The sequence below is a fragment of the Saccharicrinis carchari genome (assembly GCF_900182605.1).
Taxonomy (GTDB): Bacteria; Bacteroidota; Bacteroidia; order Bacteroidales; family Marinilabiliaceae; genus Saccharicrinis; species Saccharicrinis carchari.
In genome coordinates this window covers 835,656-859,701 of record NZ_FXTB01000001.1, presented here as the reverse complement: position 1 = coordinate 859,701, position 24,046 = coordinate 835,656, and the positions used below count along the sequence as shown (strand labels likewise).

The 24,046-nt window shown below is 40.3% G+C and carries 16 protein-coding genes and 1 tRNA gene; 14 read left to right on the top strand and 3 right to left on the bottom strand.

Features of this window, described 5'->3' with window-relative positions; genetic code table 11:
* The first annotated feature begins 144 nt into the window (after positions 1–144).
* A complete protein-coding gene (locus FN809_RS03085) occupies positions 145–1,800 on the top strand; it encodes an ArnT family glycosyltransferase (protein WP_142531990.1) in 1,656 nt (551 codons plus the stop codon).
* 164 nt (positions 1,801–1,964) lie between these two features.
* Positions 1,965–2,900 carry a glycosyltransferase family 2 protein gene (locus tag FN809_RS03080; protein ID WP_142531989.1) on the top strand — a complete coding sequence of 312 codons (936 nt, stop codon included), beginning with the start codon at positions 1,965–1,967 and terminating at the stop codon, positions 2,898–2,900.
* A 145-nt stretch (positions 2,901–3,045) separates the two neighbouring features.
* Here FN809_RS03080 and FN809_RS03075 read toward each other — a convergent pair.
* Positions 3,046–3,119: transfer RNA gene (locus FN809_RS03075), tRNA-Pro, on the bottom strand.
* A gap of 296 nt (positions 3,120–3,415) precedes the next feature.
* Between FN809_RS03075 and FN809_RS03070 the strand changes: the two genes are divergently transcribed.
* Entirely contained in the window at positions 3,416–4,108 is a 693-nt protein-coding gene (locus FN809_RS03070) for an RNA polymerase sigma-70 factor (RefSeq protein ID WP_142531988.1), read from the top strand.
* Between the two features lie 237 nt (positions 4,109–4,345).
* Here FN809_RS03070 and FN809_RS03065 read toward each other — a convergent pair whose 3' ends face one another.
* Together FN809_RS03065 and FN809_RS03060 are read right to left on the bottom strand one after the other, a co-directional pair.
* Positions 4,346–5,953, bottom strand: coding sequence for an OmpP1/FadL family transporter (locus FN809_RS03065; RefSeq protein WP_142531987.1), 1,608 nt, complete (start codon positions 5,951–5,953; stop codon positions 4,346–4,348).
* A gap of 102 nt (positions 5,954–6,055) precedes the next feature.
* Positions 6,056–7,519 carry a hypothetical protein gene (locus tag FN809_RS03060; RefSeq protein WP_142531986.1) on the bottom strand — a complete coding sequence of 488 codons (1,464 nt, stop codon included), beginning with the start codon at positions 7,517–7,519 and terminating at the stop codon, positions 6,056–6,058.
* A 318-nt stretch (positions 7,520–7,837) separates the two neighbouring features.
* On the opposite strand from FN809_RS03060, the gene proS reads away from it, so the two are divergent.
* The 11 genes from proS (at position 7,838) to rlmB (ending at position 23,954) form a co-directional block, all read left to right on the top strand.
* On the top strand, positions 7,838–9,310 hold the full coding sequence (gene proS, locus FN809_RS03055; protein WP_142531985.1) for a proline--tRNA ligase: 1,473 nt from the start codon (positions 7,838–7,840) through the stop codon (positions 9,308–9,310).
* Between the two features lie 318 nt (positions 9,311–9,628).
* Entirely contained in the window at positions 9,629–10,858 is a 1,230-nt protein-coding gene (gene pepT, locus FN809_RS03050) for a peptidase T (RefSeq protein ID WP_142531984.1), read from the top strand.
* A 90-nt stretch (positions 10,859–10,948) separates the two neighbouring features.
* Positions 10,949–11,584 carry a peroxiredoxin gene (locus tag FN809_RS03045; protein ID WP_142531983.1) on the top strand — a complete coding sequence of 212 codons (636 nt, stop codon included), beginning with the start codon at positions 10,949–10,951 and terminating at the stop codon, positions 11,582–11,584.
* Positions 11,585–11,780: 196 nt separating this feature from the next.
* A complete protein-coding gene (locus tag FN809_RS03040; RefSeq protein WP_142531982.1) occupies positions 11,781–13,127 on the top strand; it encodes an anthranilate synthase component I family protein in 1,347 nt (448 codons plus the stop codon).
* Entirely contained in the window at positions 13,093–14,418 is a 1,326-nt protein-coding gene (tilS, locus tag FN809_RS03035) for a tRNA lysidine(34) synthetase TilS (protein ID WP_142531981.1), read from the top strand. The genes FN809_RS03040 and tilS overlap by 35 nt, the downstream gene beginning before the upstream one ends.
* A 212-nt stretch (positions 14,419–14,630) precedes the next feature.
* Entirely contained in the window at positions 14,631–15,395 is a 765-nt protein-coding gene (locus FN809_RS03030; RefSeq protein WP_142531980.1) for a Rossmann-like and DUF2520 domain-containing protein, read from the top strand.
* A 185-nt stretch (positions 15,396–15,580) separates the two neighbouring features.
* Complete coding sequence (locus FN809_RS03025; RefSeq protein ID WP_142531979.1) at positions 15,581–16,807, top strand: MlaD family protein; 1,227 nt, start codon at positions 15,581–15,583, stop codon at positions 16,805–16,807.
* Positions 16,808–17,136: 329 nt separating this feature from the next.
* Positions 17,137–18,570, top strand: a complete 1,434-nt coding sequence (gene dnaA, locus FN809_RS03020) for a chromosomal replication initiator protein DnaA (protein ID WP_142531978.1) — start codon at positions 17,137–17,139, stop codon at positions 18,568–18,570.
* Between the two features lie 115 nt (positions 18,571–18,685).
* The gene (locus FN809_RS03015) at positions 18,686–21,055 is read left to right on the top strand and encodes a LysM peptidoglycan-binding domain-containing protein (protein ID WP_142531977.1); all 2,370 of its coding nucleotides are present in this window, start codon (positions 18,686–18,688) and stop codon (positions 21,053–21,055) included.
* Positions 21,056–21,079: 24 nt separating this feature from the next.
* On the top strand, positions 21,080–23,041 hold the full coding sequence (locus FN809_RS03010; protein WP_142531976.1) for an ABC-F family ATP-binding cassette domain-containing protein: 1,962 nt from the start codon (positions 21,080–21,082) through the stop codon (positions 23,039–23,041).
* Between the two features lie 163 nt (positions 23,042–23,204).
* Positions 23,205–23,954 (top strand): 23S rRNA (guanosine(2251)-2'-O)-methyltransferase RlmB, encoded by a 750-nt coding sequence (gene rlmB / locus FN809_RS03005; protein WP_142531975.1) that lies wholly within the window; start codon positions 23,205–23,207, stop codon positions 23,952–23,954.
* Positions 23,955–24,046 lie beyond the last annotated feature (92 nt).

Here is a 24,046-nt window from a genome sequence, read left to right as displayed (position 1 = left end):
GCACGAAGATAATAATTTTTAGTCAGCAGGGCTTGTGCAATGTTGCGATTGAACATTCTCTCGGCAAATTTTAAATTGATATATTTGCACTTTGTTTTTAATCCCTTATAACTTTATTTCGTTTGTTTTAAATTTTATTTGTTTATGATTAATATGAGCAATAAATCAATAGGAATCGGCTTGTTTGTGGCGGCCCTTGTTGTTTATGTCATCGGTTTGTTCCCTGAGGTGGGTATCGATGCCGGAAAATATGCAGCTGTGAGCCGTTACATGTTTGAGAGTGGCGATTGGTTAACTCCGCATATCCGAGGTAATGCCTATCTGCACAAACCTCATCTGATGTTCTGGCTCAGTAGTTTGTCGTTTCATGTGTTTGGTATGTCGCTTTTTGCCCATAAGTTGCCTACCTTGTTATTTTCCATTGCCAGTGTTTACGCACTTTACAAAATGGCCAAGCTTTATTATGGTTCGCAAGTAGGTCAACTTACCGCTTTGATATATGCCACCTCGCAAATGATGTTTCTTTATCATAACGATTTACATATGGACGCCTTGCTCACGGCTAATGTGGTCATCGGGGTCTCTTTTCTGGCCTATTTTCTGCACAACAAGCGGGCTGTTAATTTTATTCTGGGCTTTCTGTTTATCGGATTGGCTATGATTACTAAAGGGCCTATCGGTTTAGCAGTAGCGGTTTTTGCCGTGGGTGGACATCTCTTGCTTAAAAAAGATTGGAGAAATATTTTCAATCCCGTTTGGTTGTTGGCATTCCCTATCCTGGCACTGGTGCTGTTCCCTACTTTGAAGGCCAACTATAATAACTTTGGTTGGGAGGGTATCGAATTCTTTTTTTGGACCAACAATGTAGGACGAATCCAGGGTGCCTACAATACCGGTGGTGGTGTTGATGGCGATATCAGCTTTTATCTGCATACCATGATATACATTTATCTGCCCTGGTCCTTATTTGCATTAATTGCCATAGGCAAGCATATTAAAGGATTGTTTGTTAACAAAAACACGCAACGCTTTGTACGCCCGGAGTATATGAGCTATTCGGTAATAATTGTTTTTACTTTTATTTTATCTGTGGCCAAACAAAAAGCACCCCATTACTTTTATCCTGTGGTACCTTTTTTATCCATTGTTACAGCCCGGTTTATTTATCAGCAAATAATGGAAAAGCAAAATGCCAAGATAGCCAAGTGGTTATTGGGCGCGCGTAACCTTATGTTGCTGTTTGCATGGGCGGCCATTGTCCTGGTCATCTGCTTTGTGTTTAAAACAAGCAAAATAATTATATGGCTTCCTGTTATACTGGGACTGGCGGCTACCATTTATTTTGTGCTCCCTAAAGGGCAAATGTATCGTAAACTGATTGTTCCCCTTGCTATTTCGGCCATCGTACTTAACTTTGTGCTCAACGCCCATTTTATGCCCAGCGCTTTTCAATATCATGGTGGAATACGTGCCAGCGATGCCTATAGCCAACTGGCGGGCGATGATGAAGATTTATATACCTACAAATTCCGTCAGTTCGAAACCTATTTTTATCCCTCAAAAATATCGTATTGGCTCAAGGAGAAAGGGGATTTTGAAGAGGTAATGACAAGCAGGCATAACTACTGGGTTGTTACAGATGAAGTTGGTTACGCAGATATACAGCAGATGGTGCCAAACCGCATAAGTTACGAAGAAGTATTTCCGCACCGTCTGATATCCCGTATGAGTGGCGATTTTTTAAATCCCACTACAAGGCATAAATCCTTAAAAAAGATATATTTGCTTAAAATTGAATGAAAAGAACAGGTAAGTTTGTAGGTATAAAGACAAGAATAGATTTAATGTTAACAATATATTTAGCCTGAACAAGCGGGGAATGTATCCGCATCAGGGTACATGCGGCCCGATTCAATAAGTAGTATCTTAATACATCATGATAACGTTTTGCTAATAAATAAAATATGAAAATATCCGTAGTCATACCCGTTTATAACGAACAAGATAACATTGCCCCCCTGGTGCAGCAGGTTTACGATGCACTAAAGCCGTCGGAGTATGATTTTGAGACCATCCTGATTAATGATGGCTCGCGTGATGGCACCGTGGAGGCCATAAAAAAGCAGAAAGATAAAAATGTGGTACTCATCGACCTGCGCAAAAACTACGGACAGTGTCCGGCACTTAAGGCCGGTATTGATTATGCCACAGGTGATGTAATTGCTACCCTGGACGGTGACCTGCAGAACGACCCCGCCGACCTGGTACGTATGATGGACGTGATGCGTAAAACCGACTGTGATGTGGTAACCGGTATCCGTGCCCAGCGTAAGGACGATATGTTTTTGCGTAAGATACCCTCCAAAATTGCGAACTCGCTTGTGCGCAAAGTGTCCCACACCAAGATTATAGATAACGGATGTGCCATAAAAGTGTTTAAAAGCCATATAGCCAAGGATATTCCGCTTTATGGGGAGATGCACCGTTTTATTGCTATTCTGGCTATTAACGAAGGTGCCCGTGTAGAACAAATCAACGTGAACCACCGTGCCCGCGTCAGTGGTGAATCTAAATACGGACTGTCGCGTACCTTTAAAGTCATCAGCGACCTGATATTGATGCGATTTACCAACAAATATGCCCAAAAACCTATGCATTTCCTGGGCCCTATTGGTGCGGGCAGTTTTGTGCTGGGCCTCTTATTGATGGTCTATTTGTTGGTGCTTAAAATAATGGGGGAGGATATCTGGGGGCGTCCCTTAATATTTGCCGCCATTGTTTTCCTTTTAGGAGGTTTTCAGCTTATCATGACGGGTATCACCCTGGATTTATTGATGCGTACCAATCATGAATCGCAGCAAAAAAAGATATACAAAGTGCGCAACAGCCAAACTATTTAAAAGAGGAGTGGGAGACAGGATTCCCATTTGTTGCCATATCAAGGAAGGCTGTTACGAAGGTGCGATTTTTTTAAATTCATGATAACATCATTTTTCAATAATAAAAAAAGCGCTTAGGATAAATATCCTAAGCGCTTTTTTTATGTCGGGATGACAAGATTTGAACTTGCGACCCCTCGCCCCCCAGACGAGTACGCTACCAGACTGCGCCACATCCCGATTTTTTTTTGTCAAAAACAATTGCGCTGTTTTTGTGAGTGCAAATATATAAAAAACTTCTACTTTTGGTATGGCTTAAACAAAAAAAATAATTCCTATTCTGCTGGCTTTTTGGAGTGAATTGTCAGTCAATTACATACAGTATATTCATATCGCAAAATAAAATCTTCCTCGTAGCCGGGATAATATCTTATGTCTTAAAAAAAGTCCGGTTTAACCATAAAAAATCATTGTTGGCTCACTTTATAGGTGTGATGCGCTATTTTTTGATAATTTTGTGAGGATTAAACTATGGCATGAGCGACAGAATTATTTTAGATAAACTATCCGGTGACGACGAATCTGCATTCGAAGACATTTTCAAGCTCTATTACCATCAACTGGTAGTATTTGCTTTTAAAATGGTGAACGACCTTGATCAGGCGCGTGATTTAGTTCAGGATGTGATTGTCAATTTCTACGAAAAACGCGATAGCATACAAATTCACACTTCGTTAAAAGCCCATCTTTACCAGTCCGTTCGTAATCGTTGTCTCAATCATTTAAAACGCGAAAAGCTTATTCGCAATCATCACAGTACTATTTTTGAGGAGCAAAAAGATAAGCATCAGTCTTTTAGGGATTTATTGGAAGAAACTGAGCTGGAAAATAAGCTTTTTAATGTGCTTAACTCACTTCCTAAGCAGTGCCAAAGAATATTTGAGATGAGTCGTTTTGATGGTAAATCCAATGCCGACATAGCCCAGGAATTAAACATATCCAAACGCACGGTGGAAACCCAGATAAGTAATGCATTAAAAAAACTGCGATTAAAGCTTTTTAACCCATTGATGGTTACCGTAGTGTCATTTTTATATGTATTGTTTATGGGTATGAGTACGAATGCCGTACAGGCACAAAATAGAGTAATAAAGGCAATAGACAAGCAACATGCTGATACGAACCTGGCACATGGTGTTTTGTTTAAGCTAAATGTTTGTAATGATTAAATTATAAGTCTGTTTAATAGACAGCCCACCATTGCTTTGTTTTATGACTAATATGCTACCATCGACCTATCGGGGTAATAAAGGCGATATACGGTATATTGAGGATTTTTATTGGCCAATTATGCAGCTTTTTTACATTAGCCTATGTAATAGATTACTATAAACAAAATTGTTACCTACAAAAACACCCGATGTACTATTTCTGTACACCGGGTGTTTTTTTATATCTGCCAATGTTTAAAACTTCCAGCCTACCGTTAGTGTGGCATAGTGGTCTGTGGTTTTAATTGTAGTCTGCAGGGGGAGATCAAGATCTGTATTTACGTTTGACGGCCAGTTATAATTAAAATAGCTATTGTCGAATGACGTTAAGCGGTAGGCTACATCAATAAAGTAATTTTTGCTCCTATACCCGATACCAGCGCTATAACCTGTAATTTGGTAGTCGTTCTGTAAATCGGATACTTTTTGAGTGCCATATAATGAATTGAAAGGTTCTATCAAATCGTTTTTATCCGTTTTATACGGGGATGCTTGATGGGAATATCCCGCTCTCAGGCTAATTTGTTGACTAACCCTATATTCAACTCCTGCTCTGAAATTATTGGTCGCATCAAAAATATCTTTGGCAATTTCATTTTCTGTAGTGATCGCATTTAAATCGTCAATATTGCTGCTTCTGCTTTTAAATTTAGCATTAGCATAGTTGATGTATTCGTAGTCAAAACTAACAATGGCTTTTTTTCCAATAACATACGAAGCACCGGCCGTAAAAACACCCGGCGTATTTAACTTATAATCAAAGGTGTTGAGCGCATTGTTGTAGTTACGTGCGAATGTGGAGGTTCCAATTAATTCGTTGTTATCATCGTATTTTGGATTGAAGAAAGAAGCATCTAACCTGGAACCATAATTTTCATCAATAATAAACCAGGTGGGCGAGTGGTAAGCTAGCCCCAATCGTATCTGTTCGGTAGGTTTAATGATGGTTCCTATTTTTAGGTTGACACCCCTTCCCGAAACATCTAAATCGTTTTGCACCGTAAAGCGGTCAAATACCTCATTTCCTTGCGTCGTATTAGTAGTACTAAACGCCTCGTAATAATTAGAAATTTCGCGATAAGATAAGGAGGTGAAATTAATACTTGCACCAAGAAGTACTTTATTGCTTATGTTTATACCACCTGTTACATTTATTTCGCCTGCATAACCTTCCTTTTCAATAATTCGGGTTTGGTCCACCGTTTCACCAAGGCCGATATCTGCCGTATATATACCTTGTGTATCATCATAATTAATAAGATAGGCATTGTAGGCCAGTCCGGTCAGGTTTCCCCAACTGCCCACAACTTCCGGCGCAAATCCCCAGGCATCGCTGGTAAACATATCCGTCATGGAGGTGGTAATACCTCTTGCCGAAGCCATTGATTTATAATTAAAATTGTTATTTCTGTTATACCCTATGGCAAAGTGCGAGCTCACTATTCCTTGGCTTACTTCCCGCATAGGGCGGTATGTACCCACATATCCAACTTGGTTTAATGCAAATGTGGTTTTGTTATCGTTTATGCTGCCTCTATTAAAACTACTCTCGGTAGAATTAAGAATGAGTGAAGGCGTAATGCTGAATTCCGATGTGCGGTAAACGGCAATGCCGGCCGGGTTAATACTTAGGGCACTGAAATCGCCACCGAGTGAACCAAAAGCTCCTCCCATAGCCATGGATCGGGCAGTGCCCATATATTGGGGTTGCGAGTAGCGCAGTAAGTCCTGATAGGTTTGAGCACTGAGGCCAACAGTAATAAAAATCAGCCCTATTGCTGTCAATAATTTATAGCGAGTCATAATGGAAGTTTTAGGTAAAAAATTCAGTTTTTGATTAAATTGTTCAATCTATAACAGCAGCTTATTAGCTGTTTATAAGATAACAAAAGGTACATGTACAGATTATCTGCTTCCGCGGCTCGATCTACTGCTGCTACCACTACTTGACCTGCTGCTTCCCGAACTTGACCTGCTTCTGGATCCGCTGGAAACGCCGGACGATGATCGGGAAGAACCGGAACTCGATTTATATGCCGGACTACTGCTTGACCTTGAAGGAGCGCTGCTGCTATTGTAGTTTGAACTTCTGCTGCGCGAACTACCTGTGTTGTAGCTTCTGCTTGTGCTGCTGCGGTTCGATGATCTGTTGTAAGTTGAGCTTTTTGTGCTTGTACCACTCACACTTGAACGACTCGAGTTTCTGCTTCCGTACGAACTGCCCGAACTACGTGCCGGTGCCGAATTGGGCGTACGGTTGGCACGGTTATAACTGCTGCGTGTAGTAGTTTTGTATTGCGAGCTTTTATTGTACGTAGGTGTGTAAGCACTCCGCGAGCTTCGGGTAGATGTTCCGGATGATACACTGGTGCTTTTAGTGTTGTTAGGAACATACGAGGCACGGGTTGATCTGCTTCCGTTTGTTCTGGACTGCACTGCTGCTCTGGATGAGCCCGAACTTATATTGTTTGACCTGGAGCTGGTAGAATATGCACCACGACTCGATGTGGCAGTGCTTTTGCTTAGAGCCGCTTGTCTGCTGCTATTGTAGCTGGTACCTGTATAGGTATTGCGGGGTCTCCTGTTTGCTGCATACGAATTGTTGCCATAATGTGGCCAATGATGGTGATAATGTGGGTGGTAATAGCCACCATATCCCCAGCCATGCGCCCAGCCAAATCCCATGCCGAAGTAGGGATAGCCCCATGCCGAATAGTAAGGGTAGCCCATGCCGTACCAACTGCTGTAACCAAAACCGCTATAAAAACCACCATAAAAGCCTCGGTGAAATCCCCGGCCATAACGCCAGTCCCAGTAGTAAGGGTTGTTCCATTCGGGTACCACAATAGCATAGTTGCCATCGATATATACATTGTAATCGAATCCGCTACCAAAAATTACGTCCTGATATAAGGGCGACCAATAGGGGATCCCTCTGAAAGGGCCATGAAAACGGGCCAAACGTTCGGCATAATTCCTATCCATTTCAGAACCCTGGAATTCGTTAACCCAATAGCCTGTTTCGTCATCGTAATAAAGCAGGGAATCCACCTCTTCAACCGAATCATCGGTTAACAGACTGGTATATTCTTCTTGAATCTGCGAAAAATCTCTTAGGTCTTCCTGCTGTTTTGCTCTGGACGAGTTGTTGTATTCTTTTTTAAGGCTCGAATAGGCTTTGTTGTCTGCCTTTTTAATCATCTTGTCCGGTTTGGGCAATGCGGAATAATTTTCCGCTACCGAAATCGGTTTATCCGAAGGCGTATAATACAAATCGTCGGCATAAACAGCCGAACCATATTGCTGCTGAGTTGCACAACCTGATAATATTAGGATGGCTACGCTTAAAATGTAAATATAATTTTTCATGGTGCATAATTTTAAATATAAATCAAACCAGCTGACCATCAGTGTTTTTTAGATGCATGTGCTATATAAAAGTGATGACCATATATAAAACTAAATGTGAGTTTTCATACTCTTAATAACAATAAACGTACCATTATTGGCCGTTTGAGGGGTTAATGTTTACAAAAATTAACATTGTTATTTTGGGCAAGGTATCAATGGCTTGTAACTCCTGTGTTCGAGGTAATGGCATCCTTTGAATTATTTCTTTGCACATCGCTTAAAAATGTGGGCTATTTTTCGTTATTTTGAGCTCTTAAAATTATATAGTTTAATCAAATGGCAAAATTAACAAAAAGGAGTGTTGATTACTCACAATGGTACAATGAGCTGGTAATTAAGGCAGATTTGGCCGAAAATTCTGCGGTTCGCGGATGTATGGTCATTAAACCTTATGGCTACGCTATCTGGGAAAAAATGCAGCAGGAGTTGGATAGGATGTTCAAGGAAACAGGACATGTGAATGCTTATTTCCCATTGTTTATCCCTAAATCTTTTTTCAGTAAAGAAGCCAGTCATGTTGAAGGCTTTGCCAAGGAGTGTGCGGTTGTTACCCATTACCGTCTAAAAAACGATCCGGACGGAAACGGTGTTATTGTTGATCCGGAAGCAAAACTCGAGGAGGAACTCATTGTGAGGCCTACTTCCGAAACCATTATATGGAACACATATAAAAACTGGATTCAGTCGTATCGCGATCTGCCAATTAAATGTAACCAATGGGCCAATGTGGTTCGCTGGGAAATGCGTACACGTTTATTTTTGCGCACTGCGGAATTTTTGTGGCAAGAAGGGCATACCGCCCACGAAACTAAGCAGGAGGCTATTGAGGAAACTGAAACCATGATAGGTGTTTATGCTAAGTTTGCAGAGGAATTTATGGGTATGCCTGTTTTGCAGGGGGTGAAAACTGCCAGCGAGCGTTTTGCAGGAGCATTAGAAACCTATACCATTGAAGCTTTAATGCAGGATGGAAAAGCTTTGCAGTCGGGCACATCACACTTTTTAGGCCAGAATTTTGCCAAGGCTTTTGATGTTAAATTTGCCAATAAAGAAGGAACGGAGGATTATGTGTGGGCTACCTCGTGGGGTGTTTCTACCCGTTTGATGGGTGCTTTGGTAATGGCCCATTCCGACGATTTTGGGCTGGTGCTTCCCCCCAAGCTGGCACCTATTCAGGTGGCCATAGTGCCAATTTATAAAAGTGAGGAGGAGTTAAATCGAATATCGGCTGTGGTTGCTCAAATAGTTGATAAACTAAAACAGCGGGGTATTTCTGTTAAATTCGATGATAGCGATAATCGCAAGCCGGGCTGGAAATTTGCCCAATACGAGCTACAAGGCGTGCCCCTAAGGTTGGCCGTGGGGCCGCGCGATATTGCCAACAACACCGTTGAAGTAGCCCGAAGAGATACCCTAAGTAAAGAGGTGGTTTCCATTGATGGAGTGGATGCCTATGTGGCTGACTTGTTAGCAACCATACAGGAAAATATCTACAAAAAAGCATTAGACTTTAGAAGTGAAAATACAACGGAAGTAGATACTTATGAAGATTTTAAGGAGGTGCTCGATAAAAAAGGAGGTTTTATAATGGCTCACTACAGCGGATCGCCCGAAGTTGAGCAAAGAATTAAAGACGAAACCAAGGCTACTGTGCGTTGTATCCCTTTAAATGGTGATAAAACTCCCGGGAAATGTATGCTCACAGGTGAGCCATCGGCACAAAGAGTGGTTTTTGCCAGGGCATACTAAGTAGGCTTAAAATTGCAAAAGAATATGAAATATATCAGGGGAGGTCAATTGTTGACTTCCCTTTTTTGTTTTTTTGCGATTTACAATTACTTTTAGGTGATACTAAAATATGGTAAAGGTTCGGCAGGTGCTTTCGAGCCATGCAGACAGTGGCTAAAAACGCGATGGAGGCACTGATGACATAACGAGTGATTGTTTGGATGTCGCCTTTTTATGAACAGTGTGCTTATAAAATTATAAACCCCAAAAGAGTAGAATAAACATTTTATCAAAGATTAGCTTTAACAAATTTTGTAATCATATATAGATGTAATGTAGATGACAAACATAAAAGATAGGTTTTTAAGGTATGTAGGTATCGATACCCAATCGGATACCGAAACGGGCTTGACTCCCTCAACCCCCGGTCAGTTAGAGTTTTCGCAGCAATTGGCCAAAGAACTTACCGAAATTGGCTTGGAGGAGGTAGAACTCGATGCCAACGGTTATTTAATGGCCACCATCCCGTCCAATATCGCTGAGGATGTGCCGGTTATCGGGTTTATCGCCCATGTGGATACCAGCCCGGATTTTACAGGTAAGCATGTAAAACCACAAATTATTGAGGATTACGACGGAAAAGATATCGTACTCAACGAGACAAAAAATATTGTGATGACAAGCAATGATTTTCCGGAGCTGAAAAAATATGTAGGACAAACTTTGATAACCACTGATGGCAATACCCTCCTCGGAGCCGACGATAAGGCGGGGGTAGCCGCGATTGTAACGGCGGCAGAATATCTTATACAGCATCCTGAAATTAAACATGGCAAAATACGAATTGGCTTTACCCCTGATGAGGAAATAGGTGCAGGTGCCGATCATTTTGATGTGGAGAAATTTGGGGCGGCATATGCCTATACCATAGACGGTGGTGAGATAGGTGAGCTGGAATACGAAAACTTTAATGCAGCACTGGCAAAAATTACGGTACACGGCAGAAATGTTCACCCGGGATATGCCAAAAATAAAATGCGTAATTCCATACGTATTGCCAATCAAATCATTTCTATGCTCCCCAGGGTAGAAACACCGGAACATACCTCGGGCTACGAAGGTTTCTTCCATTTGATGGCCTTTAATGGAGAAGTGGAAAAAAGTGAACTTACTTATATTATCCGCGATTTTAGGATGGATAGGTTCGAAGACCGTAAGAAGGAGATCGCACATCTGGTGAGCAAAATAAATAGTGAATACGGACAGGGGACCGCCACAGTTGAAATTAAAGATCAGTATTATAACATGTGCGAGAAGGTGAAACCTGTAATGCATATTGTGGATAAGGCCAAAAGAGCTATGGAAGAAGTAGGCGTAAAACCCAATATAAAACCCATCCGTGGAGGAACCGATGGGGCACGCTTATCGTATATGGGTTTGCCAACGCCAAACATTTTTGCAGGGGGACACAACTTTCATGGAAGGTTTGAGTTTGTTCCTTTACAGAGTATGGAAAAGGCAGTGGAAGTAATTATTAAAATAGCAGAATTAACGGTTTTGGAAAAGTAAACAGAAATATTCCAAACTTTTTTATCATACCTTTGTTTGGGTAAGTAACAAGTAATTTAAAAACAAAATAAAAATAAAAATTTAAAGATTATGTCAGTATTAGTAGGAAAAAAAGCCCCGGCTTTTAATGCAGAAGCAGTAGTTAACGGTGGCGAAATAGTTGAGAATTATTCTCTTGACCAATTTGTGGGTAAAAAGAACGTGGTATTGTTCTTTTATCCTGCAGATTTTACATTTGTTTGCCCAACCGAAATTATTGCTTTCCAGGATAAGTTAAGCGAATTTGAAAAGAGAAACGTACAGGTAGTGGGTGTTTCTGTCGATTCGGCATTTTCGCACTGGAAATGGTTACAGACAGAAAAAAAAGAAGGTGGCATCAAAGGGGTTAAATTTCCATTGGTGGCCGATGGATCCTTAACTATTTCACAAAACTATGACGTGTTAGCTGGTGAGTACGACTATAACGAAGAGGGTGAAATGATATTCGAAGGCAGCCCCATGGCTTATCGGGGTCTGTTCCTTATCGATAAAGAAGGAGTAGTGCGTCACCAGGTGGTTAACGATATGCCATTGGGACGTAGTGTAGACGAAACCTTGCGTATGATCGATGCCCTCCAGTTCTTCGAAGAAAATGGTGAGGTTTGTCCTGCCGATTGGCACAGTGGCGACCAAGGGTTGGTAGCCACCCAAGAGGGAATTTCTGAATTTCTTGGAAAGAAAGCCTAACCTGAAAAGTACATAAGGTTTTAACTTTTCGCTGACACAAGTAAAAGCCGAATAAGTTAGTAAGCACTTTTTAAGGATTAAGTATTATATTTAAAAATAAAGCATCCCGTGTTTTTACGCATCATGGGATGCTTTTTTTATATCTACATATACGATTTTACGAAGCTGAATATTAAATTTAGTTTAACTTTGCCACATGCGTCAATACATTACGTTTGATATAGGGGATAGCGCAGTTTTCAAAAAAAAACTGGTTCACTTTTGTGCCACTTTTGAATATGCCGCAGTGTACGATAGTAACGATTATTATTGTGGCAAACAGGGCAAGGTAAATTATAATTCGTTCAATTTTTTGGCCGGATTAGGGCATATCAGTAAGGTGAAAGGCGATTTTGATGCGGTTTATAAATTCCATAACAAACATAGGGATTGGTTGTGTGGTTATTGGGGGTATGATTTGAAAAATAAGCTCGAAAAACTATCTTCGGATAATAAGGATGGCTTGCAATTTTCTGATGCAAGTTTCTTTCGTCCACGCTATATTATACAATGCTCAGGCACCACATGCACGGTGGGCTATATTCCCGAAATTAACCATAAAAACGAAATTCAGGAATTGATAGACGCTATTGTATCGCAAGCGGAGTTTATGGGTTTTGAATCTGAAATAAAATTTAAGTCACGTGTTTCTGAAAAAGAATATGTGGATACTGTTAATGCTGTGCTCAAACATATTTATAAAGGGGATATTTATGAGATGAATTATTGTATGGAGTTTTATGCCCATAATGCAAAAATAAATCCCTATGCCGGTTTCAATGATTTAATAAAAATTTCGCCTACACCATTTGCTTCTTTTTTAAAAGCACAGGATAAATTTGCACTTTGTGCTTCGCCCGAAAGGTATATTAAAAAAGAAGGCGCCAACATCATCAGTCAGCCCATTAAAGGAACGGCCAAACGAACCGATGATATAAAAAAAGATGAAGCCATAAAAAATGATTTGGCCTGCTCTGTCAAGGAGCGTTCCGAAAATATTATGATTGTTGATTTGGTGCGTAACGATTTATCTAGAGTAGCTGCGCCGGGCTCGGTGAAAGTGGAAGAGCTTTGCGGTATTTATCCTTTTGCACAGGTATTTCAGATGATTTCTACCATAACGGCTCAACTGGGGGAGGGCAAAGAAGGTATAGAGGCCATCAAAGCCTCCTTTCCGCCTGGATCAATGACAGGAGCACCGAAGATAAGAGCCATGAAAATCATCGAAAAGTACGAGTATACCAAACGTGGCTTATATTCCGGAGCTTTAGGTTTTTTTACGCCTGATGGAGATTTTGATTTTAACGTGGTGATTCGTACTTTGTTATATGATGCCGCCAATCATTATTTATCTTTTATGGTAGGCAGCGCTATCACCGAAAAAAGTATGCCGCATTTGGAGTACAAGGAGTGTCTATTAAAGGCAAAAGCCATTTTACAATTATTTAACCAGAATAAACTATCTCACATTGAATCATCTATTTCAGAAGTCTCTAAAAAATAAGTGCCATTATCATCCACAACAAAAAATATTGGTGGCGCTGAGTGGGGGGGCTGACTCACTGGCTCTACTGCATCTGTTTGTGACCGCAAAAGCTAATGTGCGTGCCGCGCATTGCAATTTTAATCTCCGGGGTGCCGAATCGGATAGCGACGAACGCTTTGTGGTGGATTGTTGCAAAAATCTGGGGGTACCCCTGTTTCGGAAATCTTTCGATACGAAAGGCTATGCGAAAAAAAATGGGATTTCAATCGAAATGGCTGCCCGCGAACTTCGTTATGGATGGTTTAACGAATTGCTTACAAAAGAAAAACTGGATCGCATTGCTACCGGTCACCACAAGGACGATAACATAGAAACCTTTTTTATAAATTTAATCAGGGGAACCGGCATAAAAGGTTTGTCCGGCATTAAACCGGCGCATGGTAATTTGATACGTCCACTACTGGGTTTTACCCGAACCGAAATTGAACAATACTGCGTGTACAATAAATTAAATTACAGAACCGACTCCACCAACTTAGAGTCCGTTTATATGCGAAATAAGGTGCGGCATCAGATATTGCCCTTATTTAAGGACTTAAATCCTTCGTTTATGGACACCATGAAGAAAAACATGAATAACCTGAGTCAGGTAAGTTCTTTTTTTCAAGCTACGGTGGAGGGTATAAAAAGTAAAATGGTGGTGGAGCAGGATGGTCAGTTGTTGATATCTTTAAAGCATGTAAATCAATTTGCCGATAAAAAACTAGTGCTTTTTGAAATATTGAATCCATATGGTTTTAATGGTACCGTGGTGAATAAACTCGTAGAATGTATCCAAAATGAAGTTTCAGGTAAACAGTTTTATTCACCCGACTACCGTTTGATTAAAGACCGCCATAATATTATTATGTTGCCCAAAGAGGAAAGTGTTGGTAAGGAGGTGTTTTATATAGATGCTGATGAGGTAGAGATGGAAAAACCAATTAAGCTTACATTCGATAAAATAATTAAAACAACAGATTATAAGATGGATAAAAGTAGCAAGGTAGGCCAGTTTGATGCCGATTTGCTCAACTATCCCTTGACGCTGCGGAAGTGGCAACAAGGTGATTGTTTTAAGCCGTTGGGAATGAGTAACTTTAAAAAATTGAGTGATTACTTTATCGATCAAAAATTTTCGCTCAAGGACAAAGAAGATGTTTGGTTATTGTTGTCGGGCGATGATATTATTTGGGTGGTAGGCCACAGAACAGACGACAGATATAAAATTACGCCAAAAACAACAACCGTAGCTAAAATAACGTTTTAAATACAGCGGTGGTGTTCCTGAATTGCCTTTCGTAAATGGGTGCTAAGCGCGTAAGCAGTCTATAATTATGGGGGATAAAAAATGGCACTACATATGTAATTTTGCTACCAACCCATGGGTTAGTTCATTGCAGCCAAGTAAAAATCAGCATAATTTTATTACTTTTATTCACGCGTAAAAACATCTTATTCTAAAATAAATTATCGTTTGATATGATCCGAAATATCGTATTGATTGGTTCGGGTAATCTGGCCACCCAGTTGGGTATTGCCCTTGTTGTTAAGGGTTTTAATATTCGTCAGGTGTACAGCCTTAACCTTCAAAACGCCCAAATGCTGGCACACAAGCTAAATGCCTATGCAACATCCGATTTTTCGGAGCTGCAAACGGATGCCGATCTGTATGTTTTGGCAGTATCCGATTCTGCTTTGCTGTCCGTGGTGGAGCAATTACCAAAGGTAAAGGGAACGGTAGTGCACACGGCGGGATCAGTGAATATGGACTTACTCATCAGGTTTAATAAATATGGGATATTTTATCCGTTTCAAACGTTTACCAAAGAACGCGAGGTAAATTTTAGTCATATACCCATTCTGCTCGAAGCCAACACCCGGGAGGCGTATAGCGAGTTAAAATTTTTTGCAGGTCAAATATCGGATACCGTATTGGAATGTGATTCTGAACAACGTAAGCAAATACATCTGGCAGCGGTGTTTGCATGTAACTTCACCAACCATATGTATGCGATAGCCCATGAAATTCTAAAAAAAAGCGGTGTAAGCTTCGATGTGCTTAAACCCCTGATATTGGAAACGGCACTCAAAACCGAATCCTTAGACCCTTTAAAGGCACAAACAGGTCCTGCTGTACGAGGCGATAAAAACGTAATGGATAAGCATTTGGATTTACTGAAGGAGGAGGATGAATTACATGTATTGTATAGCAAGATTTCCAGAAGAATTGCACGATATAAATAGTTTGGGTGAGACAAAAAAGTTAGATAACTTGCGGCACGCTCTGCGTTAATGAGCTTCTTATACAATGTGCTTACGAATAAGTAATGTTTTTTACCCACTAAAAAGTTTATATTACCTTGAAAAGCTTACGATTTATTCAGGATAATATAAATTGAATATTTTTGATAGATAAATGATACCAAATTATGACCAGATTTTCAAAAGAAGTTAAGTTAGGGTTTACAGTTGCATTGGCGCTGTTTATTTTTGGTTGGGGCATTAATTTTTTAAAAGGGAAGGATGTTTTTGTGTCCGGCTACAGGGTGCATGCCATATATCCCCGTATAGATGGCCTTACCGAAGCCAGCCCTGTTTATTTTAAAGGCTACCGGATTGGTTCCGTTCGCAGAATATCTTTGTTGGATAATGGGGATAGTGATCTTTTGGTTACCATGACCATCGAAAAAAACATCGACTTCCCGCTAAATACGGTAGCGCAAATTTATAGCCTGGACTTAATGGGTACAAAGGCTATACGCTTTGTTTATGGCACGGATGCTAAATTGTTACAACCCGGAGATACCATGGAAACATCAGTGTCGGGCGATTTGGCAGATCAAGTGAGCCAGGAAATGCTACCACTGAAAGACAAAGTGGAAGGTATGGTAGTAGAATTGGACTCCGTGCTTACTAATTTTAACCGTTTACTAAACGATGAAAATAAAAATAACTTTTCTCATGGCGTAGAACATTTTTCGCAAGTAATGCGCAACCTGAACTATATGAGTGCTACCATCGATAAAAGCTTGCAACCGGATGGACCATTAGGAAATACCCTCACCAATTTGGACTCAATGACAATGGTACTAAAAGCAAACAGCAGAGTATTGTCTTCAGTGATGCACAATCTGGATGATGTTAGCTATCAGTTGGCTCAGGCGCATGTAGATAGTATTGCTTATCAGTTAAATAGCGCAACAGTGTGGATTAATAAAATGTTGCATTCCTTGGATCAGGGTGAGGGCACCTTGGGTAAACTGCTGCGCGACGAACAGTTGTATTACAACCTAAACGAAACTTCGATTAGTTTAGACAGGTTGTTAAACGATGTTAGGACACAACCCAAACGTTATGTAAATTTCAGCGCTATTAGTTTTGGTGGAGGAGGTGGTAAGGCAAAAAATAGTAAGGATGCCCCACGGACATACCGGGTATTGTTGCAAAAATCATTAAGTCCCCTGGATTACCTGAGAGGTAATGAATTGATAAAAGGTGAATTCGTTAAAGAAGAACGTGATGGAAAATATTATTTATACACCTTGGGCGAAGCACAAACGTATGAGGAGATTTCGGTACTTAAAGGCCAAATTACAGAACGTTATCCTGATGCCGAAATCGCAATATTTACGGGGGATATACGTATAAAAAAATAGGGGTTTCGTCAAAATTCACAATTATTACAAATTCAATTATAGTGTTAAATATATTTTTGGCCCTAAAAAATTAAAATAAATGAAACTATTCTGCAACCCCTTTGTATTAAGCACATAGCATGTGTTAAATGAACATAGGCTATGATGTTCAATAGGTTGTTTATGAGCGATTTAGCGGCTATTTGCATTAAGGTGTTAAGAACTAACGGAATACTTGACATTTGACAATGTCAAACATTTTAACATTTTTTTTTCAAGAACTTTTTCACAATTTTTGTATTAGTGAAATCAATATTACATAACATAATACTTTAATTGAAGAAGCGAAAATGAAGGCCGGTTACGAAATTGTATGGAATAATTGCCTTGCGGTAATTAAGGATAACATTCCACAGATAAGTTTTAAAACATGGTTCGATCCTATTGTCCCTTTAAAAATCGAAAATAACATCTTAACTATTCAGGTGCCAAGTGCTTTTTTTTATGAGTACCTGGAGGAGCATTTCATCGATTTGTTAAGAAGTACAATCCGAAAAGAACTTGGGCAATCGGCTAAACTGGAATACAGTGTTGTTATGGATGCACCGCATCATAAAAATCAACAACCTTTGACCCAGCGCTTACCTTCTAACAACAAAACGGATCTTCGCAACCGTCCGGTTTCCATGCAAATGACCCCGGACAAGCCGGTGGTGAAAAATCCTTTTGTAATTCCCGGAATAAAAAAATTGAACGTTGATCCACAGTTGAATGCCGATTATACCTTCGAGAATCACATTGAAGGCGAATGTAACAGGTTAGCGCGCTCAGCGGGTATGGCAGTGGCAAAGAATCCGGGTAAAACAGCGTTTAATCCTTTATTTTTATATGGTAATTCAGGACTGGGAAAAACACATCTGGCGCAAGCTATTGGTATCGATGTGAAAACAAATTTTCCCGAAAAAACAGTACTGTATGTAAATGCCAATAAATTTCAAACCCAGTTTACCGAATCGGTACGCAATAACACGCAAAACGATTTTTTAAATTTCTATCAAATGATAGATGTTTTGATCATAGACGATGTGCAGGAGTTTGCTGGCAAAGAAAAAACACAGAATACTTTTTTCCACATCTTTAACCACTTGCATCAAATGAACAAACAACTCATATTAACCGCTGATAAAGCACCGGTTGATATGAAAGGAATGGAGGATAGGTTGCTCTCAAGGTTTAAATGGGGACTTTCGGCCGATGTACAAGTGCCGGATTACGATACGCGTGTAGCCATACTCAAACATAAATTGTATAAAGATGGTATTAGTTCAATACACGAAGAGGTTATACATTATATTGCTTCCAATATTTCTCAAAATATCAGAGAGTTGGAAGGTGCTCTGATTTCTTTGCTGGCACAGGCCACACTAAATAAAAAAGAAATAACCTGCGATGTAGCAAAGTCCATCATAGATAAACTGGTGCGTAAAACGCAAAAAGAATTAAGCGTAGATTACATACAGCAAATTGTTTGCGATTATTTTGGATTGGCACTCGACTCGCTTCAAAGTAAAACACGTAAGCGTGACATCGTGCAGGCCCGGCAGGTAGCCATGTATTTTTCAAAGAGCCTGACCAACTCTTCACTGTCGAGTATTGGTACCAAAATTGGCAAAAAAGATCATGCCACAGTATTGCATGCTTGCAAAACGGTAAACAACCTAATTGAAACCGACAAAGAGTTTAAAAATGTAATACAAGAAATTGAAGCTCAAATTAAAATGTAAGCCAAAATTATTTAGTATCGGAAAAAGTTGTTGGAACGAATGTTGCAACAACTTTTTTTGTTTAAGCGAATCTTTATACTTTTGGAGGCATTTATTATTCAGAACCACAGAATTAATGATAAAGAAATCATTTATATATTTTTTGGCCTTTGCTTTCTGTTTTTTGGCCTTGCCTGTACTTGAGGCACAAGTAATTCAGGAAAAAAAAATGGCCGATAAAGTTATTGTCGATGGCAAAACTTTTTATTTGTACAAAGTAAAAAAAGGAGAGGGTTTTTATGGTATCGCAAAAAGATATGGCGTGTCGCAAAAAGAAATTCACGAGGCCAACCCAAATTCTATCTTCGGACTAAATCCAGGTGACATTTTGTATATACCGGTTATCGAGGGTAGAAACAGTAATATTTTAGAAATAAATGAGTCCGATGATTTTATTTATCATACTGTACAAAAAGGTCAAACCTTGTATTATCTTTCAAAAAAATACGAGATACCAATAGACTCAATAAAAAAATACAATGCAGGTTTGGATAAAGAGCTGTTGGTAGGTGCTATTTTAAAAATACCCGCTCAGCAGCCCGTATCAGCAAAAGAGAACAAAGACTTTAATTTTATCTATCATCAGGTAAATCCTAAAGAAACCCTTTACGGCATCGCAAAGCAATATCAAACCAGAGTAGATAGCTTACTTAAATACAACAAAGCCTTGCAAAGTGGTATTTTGGCGGTAGGGTCAAAGGTGCGGATTCCCATACATAAAAAGCAGGATAAAGTTATTATGCCACAGGTGCCCCAAGTGGATATACCTTTGGAAGACGATGAGTTTTTCTACCATAGGATTCAGCGTGGCGAAACTATTTATTCGGTGAGCAAAAAATACCGTGTTTCGCAAAACAACCTGGAAAATGCCAATCCGGACTTAGATCCGGCCCATTTACCCCTCGGTTTTGTGGTAAAGATACCCAAGGATGTTGTGAAAAGTAAACAATTGGCACAAATACCATCCAGCAACGATATAATCATACACACGGTTAAGCGCAAAGAAACTATTTATTCAATAGCCAAAAAATATGGGGTTGAGATAGCTGATATTCAGGAGGCCAACCCGGATGTAATACTAACCAACATAAAAAGAAGATCGGAAATAAAAGTGCCTACCCCGGAATATTTGGTGCGGGTAAAACAACAGAAACAACTTTTAAATATAAAAATAAGCGATAGCATACCCGAAATAATTGATAGAGATACTTTGGGTATCCCCTGTAAAGGATATAATTATTATGCCGACAGGCAGGTAATAAGCGTGGCATTGCTGCTACCTTTTGATATGGAAGCCACCTACAAGCATAATTTAATTAAAAGCATGGAGGGTGAGGAGGAAATATTGACAGAAAGAAGCGAGCCTGTTTTGTCTCCTCGATCCCGGACTTTTGTAGAGTTTTATCAGGGGGTGCTTATTGCTGTTGATTCCCTTAAGAAGCAAGGAGTCAATATTCGCTTGCACACCTTCGATACAGCACCTGATACAAACCGCGTAAAACAAATCCTGGCGCTTCCCCAATTGAAGACGGTAGATTTGATTATCGGTCCGGCTTATGCCAGCAATCTTAATTTGGTATCTGACTTTTCGTTAAAAAACCAAATCAAAATGGTGTATCCTTTATCAAATGTTAATAACTGCCTCAATACCAATCCATACCTGTTTCAGGTAAATGCTGAGGATACCTTGTTGTACCATCGTTATTCCGATTTTATAGTGAAACAGCAAATGGGTAATCGTATTGTGGTAATTAAATCTGCCGTACCCAATGACAACGAAAATAAGCTGGCATCGGAAATAAAAAACAAACTCTACCTCAAATATCTCCCTTTGGGCAGGGTGCCCGATTTTCTGGAGATATCGTTTTCTGAGCATAATGTGCAGGGGCTGGAAGCTTTATTGAGCCGCGATAAGTTAAACGTGGTGGTTATCCCTTCGCCGGGTGAGGCCGATGTATCCAAAATTATAACCACGCTGCACGGTGTATCCGAATCCAGCGATGTAAGGGTAAAGCTCATTGGTTTTGGAAATTGGCTTAGGTTTCAAACCATCAATGCCGAGGAAGTACACGATTTAGATACCCATATACTTACCCCGTATGTATTAGATCATAATAATACCAGGGTGAGCCGTTTTTCGTCGAAATACAGGGCCTGGTATCATACCGAGCCTTTTGCGGTTTCTCCTTATTTTATCCGGTCGGGTCAAAACGCCAGGTATTCCAGATACGGTATCTGGGGATTCGACGTGGCTTACTTTTTCCTGGATGCCAGAGTTAAGTATGGTAAAAAATTTGAGTATTGCATAAATAACCTCAACCCTGGTCAGGTGCAGTTTAATTTTCACTTTCAGAGGTACGCCAATTGGGGTGGCTTTTATAACGACGGACTTTATGTGATCCGGTTTAGCCCCTCGTTGGAGATATCACGCATGCCTTTAAATTAGTTTTTTTAATTTTAGTAGTTTTAAATGGTTTCGGTAAATCAATTGTCGGTGGAGTTTGGAGGCTTTACCTTGTTCAGCGATGTTACTTTTTTGGTAAATCCCAAAGATAAAATTGGCTTGGCAGGTAAAAACGGCGCGGGAAAATCAACTTTGCTAAAAATATTAGCAGGTGTGCAAACCCCTTCAAGTGGTACCTTGTCCTGCCCCAAAGATATTAAAGTGGGCTATTTGCCACAGCACATGAAACACAACGACACAGGCACGGTTTGGGATGAGGTGGAAAAAGCCTTTGGTCAACTCAAAAAACTGGAAGACGACATTGCAAAGTTAAATATTGAATTAGCTGAGCGAACAGATTACGAATCCGAACATTACCTGGACTTGATTCATCAGTTGAGCGATAAAAATGACAGAATAAGTATGCTGGGGGGTGCCAATTATGCAGCAGACATTGAAGTGACCTTGAAAGGTTTGGGCTTTGAGCGTAACGACTTTAATCGTCCTACTTCCGAATTTTCAGGAGGCTGGCGGATGCGTGTTCAGCTGGCCAGGATATTGTTGCAAAAACCCGACTTATTTTTGTTGGACGAACCCACCAATCATCTTGATATCGAATCGATACAGTGGTTCGAGGATTTTCTGAAAAACTATGGAGGGGCAGTGGTATTGGTTTCGCACGACCGCGCTTTTCTCGATAATATTACCAAACGTACCATCGAAATAGAGATGGGCAAAATATATGATTATAAAGCATCCTACAGCAAATACGTTGAGCTTCGAAAAGAGCGGAAAGAACAGCAGATGGCGGCTTTCCGTAATCAGCAAAAGATGATTGAAGATACCGAAAAATTTATTGAAAGGTTTAGGTATCAGGCCACAAAAGCCGTGCAAGTGCAGTCGCGTATTAAGCAGCTTAGTAAAGTTGATCGGATTGAGGTAGATCCCTCGGATAACGCTTCCTTACGTATTAAGTTCCCTCCCGCACCCCATTCAGGTGTTATCACCTTGCAAGGAAATCAGGTGAGTAAAAGTTACGGGAAACATCAGGTGTTAAACCAAATCGATTTTACCATAGAAAGAGGCGAAAAGGTGGCTTTTATTGGACGTAATGGAGAAGGGAAAACCACCATGGCACGTATGATTATGGAAGAGGTGGACTATACCGGGGAACTGAAACTGGGACACCAGGTTAAAATCGGGTATTTTGCACAAAATCAGGCCGACCTGTTGGATGAGAGCCTTAGCGTACTCGAAACTATCGATCATGTGGCAGTAGGCGATATCCGTTTAAAAATGCGTGATTTGCTTGGGGCCTTTATGTTTAGTGGCGAAACGGTGGAAAAAAAAGTATCTGTGCTGTCCGGTGGCGAACGCACCCGCTTAGCTATGGTAAAACTGCTGTTAGAACCGGTTAACTTTTTAATACTGGACGAACCTACTAACCATCTCGATATCCGATCTAAAGAGCTGTTGAAGCAGGCGGTTAAGGACTTTGACGGAACTGTTGTTGTGGTATCTCACGACCGGGAGTTTTTGGACGGTTTGGTGGATAAAGTGTATGAGTTCCGAAATAAAAAAATGAAAGAGCATTTGGGTGGCATATACGAATTTTTGGCACGCAAAAAGCTAGAATCGCTTCGCGAGATGGAGTTGCAAAAGCCCAGTGGTAAAACCCTTCCGCAGGAATTATCTGATCAGGGAAAAAAAACAGCATCGAAACTATCATACGAAGAACGAAAAGAAATAAGTAAACAGGTAAAAAAGGTACAGCAGCGGGTTAAAAAGTGCGAGGACAAAATAGCGAAACTTGAAAAGGAAGTAGCAAAAATGGATATTGAAATGCAAGATCCGGTTAAGGCAGCAGATACCGATTTTATCAAAACCTATCAAAAAGCAAATACAGCACTCGAAACGGAAATGAAAAATTGGGAACAGTATCATGTGGAGCTGGAGCAAGCTGAGGAAGAAAAAAAGAAAATGGATTGAGGCAACAGTCCACTGTTAGTAGTTAACAGGAAGTAGTTAACAGGAATCAGTTGTATCCTGTCCGTTTACGAACAAGAAAACAGTTAAAAGTTTAGCTCTAACTTCTCATCGCTAATTATTAATCGCAAACCTTATAACGCCGAACAATCTAATAAAAAAAAATATGGCACAAAAAAGTGATTTTTTATTTGGAATCAGATCAGTTATCGAAGCCATTCGTTCCGGTAAAGAAATTGAAAAAGTACTGGTTAAAAAAGGCTTGCAGGGCGAGCTTTACGAAGAGCTGGTGGAAACCATGAAAGAAGCGGGGATAACTTGGCAAGCGGTTCCCATAGATCGAATAAACAGGGCTACCCGAAAAAACCACCAAGGGGTTATTGCCTTTGTTTCGGCTATTAGCTATCAGGATCTTGAAAATACGCTTATCGGCCTTTTTGAGGATGGAAAAAATCCGTTGATACTGGTGCTCGATGGCATTACCGATATACGCAACATGGGCGCAATTGCACGCTCTGCAGAGTGTGCCGGGGTGCATGCCATAGTGATACCCGAAAAGGGAGGTGCTCGCATAAATGCCGATGCGGTAAAAACATCTGCCGGTGCATTGTACAATATCCCTGTTTCGCGTGTGCCTAATCTGTATAAAGCATTGGAATATCTAAAAAACTCGGGACTAAAAATTGTGGCGGCCACCGAAAAAGCCAATGATGATTACACAAAAATTGATTTCACCGGACCAACGGCCATCGTGTTGGGAGCGGAGGACAAAGGTGTTTCGGCTCAAATGCTAAAAATATGTGATACAGGCGCTAAAATACCGGTAGTGGGAAGCATTGGTTCATTAAATGTATCTGTTGCTACAGGTGTCCTTGTTTATGAGGTGGTAAGGCAACGAGCAATCGTGGCGGAGTAATTTCACGCATAAATTAAATTTACTTGCTGTATATCGTGGCTTAAAAACATTTGTATCGGTCGGGATGCCCAAAGAGTTATGCAAAAGTTCTC

Excerpts from the sequence above, each read along its gene's own strand:
- FN809_RS03085 (WP_142531990.1), top strand. The coding sequence starts at position 145 with ATGATTAATATGAGCAATAAATCAATAGGAATCGGCTTGTTTGTGGCG.
- FN809_RS03080 (WP_142531989.1), top strand. The coding sequence starts at position 1,965 with ATGAAAATATCCGTAGTCATACCCGTTTATAACGAACAAGATAACATT.
- FN809_RS03070 (WP_142531988.1), top strand. The coding sequence starts at position 3,416 with ATGAGCGACAGAATTATTTTAGATAAACTATCCGGTGACGACGAATCT.
- FN809_RS03065 (WP_142531987.1), bottom strand. The coding sequence starts at position 5,953 with ATGACTCGCTATAAATTATTGACAGCAATAGGGCTGATTTTTATTACT.
- FN809_RS03060 (WP_142531986.1), bottom strand. The coding sequence starts at position 7,519 with ATGAAAAATTATATTTACATTTTAAGCGTAGCCATCCTAATATTATCA.
- proS (WP_142531985.1), top strand. The coding sequence starts at position 7,838 with ATGGCAAAATTAACAAAAAGGAGTGTTGATTACTCACAATGGTACAAT.
- pepT (WP_142531984.1), top strand. The coding sequence starts at position 9,629 with ATGACAAACATAAAAGATAGGTTTTTAAGGTATGTAGGTATCGATACC.
- FN809_RS03045 (WP_142531983.1), top strand. The coding sequence starts at position 10,949 with ATGTCAGTATTAGTAGGAAAAAAAGCCCCGGCTTTTAATGCAGAAGCA.
- FN809_RS03040 (WP_142531982.1), top strand. The coding sequence starts at position 11,781 with ATGCGTCAATACATTACGTTTGATATAGGGGATAGCGCAGTTTTCAAA.
- FN809_RS03030 (WP_142531980.1), top strand. The coding sequence starts at position 14,631 with ATGATCCGAAATATCGTATTGATTGGTTCGGGTAATCTGGCCACCCAG.
- FN809_RS03025 (WP_142531979.1), top strand. The coding sequence starts at position 15,581 with ATGACCAGATTTTCAAAAGAAGTTAAGTTAGGGTTTACAGTTGCATTG.
- dnaA (WP_142531978.1), top strand. The coding sequence starts at position 17,137 with ATGAAGGCCGGTTACGAAATTGTATGGAATAATTGCCTTGCGGTAATT.
- FN809_RS03015 (WP_142531977.1), top strand. The coding sequence starts at position 18,686 with ATGATAAAGAAATCATTTATATATTTTTTGGCCTTTGCTTTCTGTTTT.
- FN809_RS03010 (WP_142531976.1), top strand. The coding sequence starts at position 21,080 with ATGGTTTCGGTAAATCAATTGTCGGTGGAGTTTGGAGGCTTTACCTTG.
- rlmB (WP_142531975.1), top strand. The coding sequence starts at position 23,205 with ATGGCACAAAAAAGTGATTTTTTATTTGGAATCAGATCAGTTATCGAA.